Consider the following 1,697-nt stretch of genomic DNA (forward strand, 5'->3'; position numbering starts at 1 on the left):
CCACGCATACCAGCAGCACCGACTTGGTCATCGGCGACAGGAATTTCGGTGGCGCCAGCGGGTCTACGGGCGGCTGGGCATGGGGCAACTGCGGGGGCGATGACATCCGGTGTCCTGTGGGGGTCGGCCACGGGCATCAGCCCGCGGCCACCGCGCGTGCGGCCGCGGGCAGGATATGGTCTTCGCTCAAGGCTGCCAAGCGCCGCCCATGCGGCGGCTGCAGGGGAACCCAGGCCAACTCGGCGATTTCCGCCTGAGCCTGCGGTGTGCCGGTGACCTGCACCCGCCACACCTGCGCGTGCACCCGGCGGCCGTGTTCATGCACCGCCCAGGCCTCGAAACGGCCCAGGGGCTGGGCGCTGCCAGGGTCCATGTGCACGCCCAGTTCCTCGTGCAGCTCACGCGCCAGCGCCTGCAGCGGGGCTTCGCCCGGGTCGGGTTTGCCCCCGGGCTGGATGAAGGTTTCCGAGCCCTGCTTGCGCACCACCAGCACCTGGCCGGTGGCGTCCAGGATGACCGCGGCGACGATCTCGATCGGCGCCGCGGCGTGGCTGGCCTGCGCCGCCACTTACTTCAGGGTGTCGTTGAACAGCTTGAGGATGCGCTTGTACTGGTCCAGCCACGAGTCCGGACGGACATAGCCATGGCGCTCCAGCGGGTACGGCGCGATGGACCAGTTGTCCTTGTGCAGCTCGATCAGCTTCTGGGTGAGGTTGACCGAGTCCTGGAAGAACACGTTGTCGTCCATCATTCCGTGTGCGATCAGCAGGTGGTCCTGCAGGCCGTCGGCGTATTCGATCGGCGACGAGGTGCGGTACGCCTCCGGGTCGATGTCCGGGGTGTTGAGGATGTTGGCGGTGTAGCCGTGGTTGTACTGGTGCCAGTCGACCACCGGGCGCAGCGCGGCACCGGCCTTGAACGTGCCCGGCGAGCGGAACAGCGCCATGAAGGTCATGAAGCCACCGTAGGAGCCGCCGTAGATGCCGGCCTTGGCGCGGTCACCCTGCTTGGTGTCCACCAGCCAGTCCAGGCCGTCCTTGTAGTCCTCCAGTTCCGGGTGGCCCATGTTGCGGTAGATCGCGGTGCGCCAGTTGCGGCCGTAGCCTTCGCTGCCGCGGTAGTCCATGTCCAGCACGATGTAGCCCTGCTGCACCAGCAGGTTGTGGAACATCTGCTCGCGGAAGTAGGCGGGGTAGCGCTGGTGGACGTTCTGCAGGTAGCCGGCACCGTGCACGAACATGGCGATCGGGTACTGCTTGCCCGGCTCGGGGTTCTCCGGGCCGTAGTACTTGGCCCAGACCACGCCCGCGCCATGCTTGGACGGCACCTGCACCAGCTTGGGCTGCACCCACTCGCGGGCCTTGTAGGCGGCGGTGCGGGTGTCGGTGAGCACCTTGGCCTGGCCGCCGGCGGTGGGCACCACGGCCAGCTGCGCCGGCAGGTAGGCGCCGGAGTAACGCACCAGCAGCTGCTGGCCGTCCGGGGACAGCGAGAAGTCTTCCACGCCATTGAGCGTGGTCAGCTCACGGACCTGCCTGCTGGCGGTGTCGACCGCGCAGACCTCGTAGTCGCCCGGGCTCTGCTGGTTGCACAGGAAGTAGAAGCCGCGGCCGTCGGCGCTGGGCACCGGCATCGAGGTTTCCCACTTGCCGCCGGTCAGTGCCTGCGGCTTGGCGGTGCCCTGTTGGGTGTACAGG

General features: G+C 68.1%; 2 protein-coding genes. Both read right to left on the reverse strand.

The genetic code is table 11. The features are described 5' to 3' along the window. Positions 1-136: 136 nt before the first annotated feature. On the reverse strand, positions 137-568 hold the full coding sequence (locus DBR34_RS10290) for an NUDIX domain-containing protein (RefSeq protein ID WP_128096720.1): 432 nt from the start codon (positions 566-568) through the stop codon (positions 137-139). Then, positions 569-1,697, reverse strand: a 1,129-nt coding sequence (locus DBR34_RS22625) for a S9 family peptidase (RefSeq protein ID WP_258223804.1), incomplete at its 5' end; no start/stop codon positions are given.

This window comes from Stenotrophomonas sp. HMWF003 (assembly GCF_003061285.1).
Lineage (GTDB): Bacteria > Pseudomonadota > Gammaproteobacteria > Xanthomonadales > Xanthomonadaceae > Stenotrophomonas > Stenotrophomonas maltophilia_AP.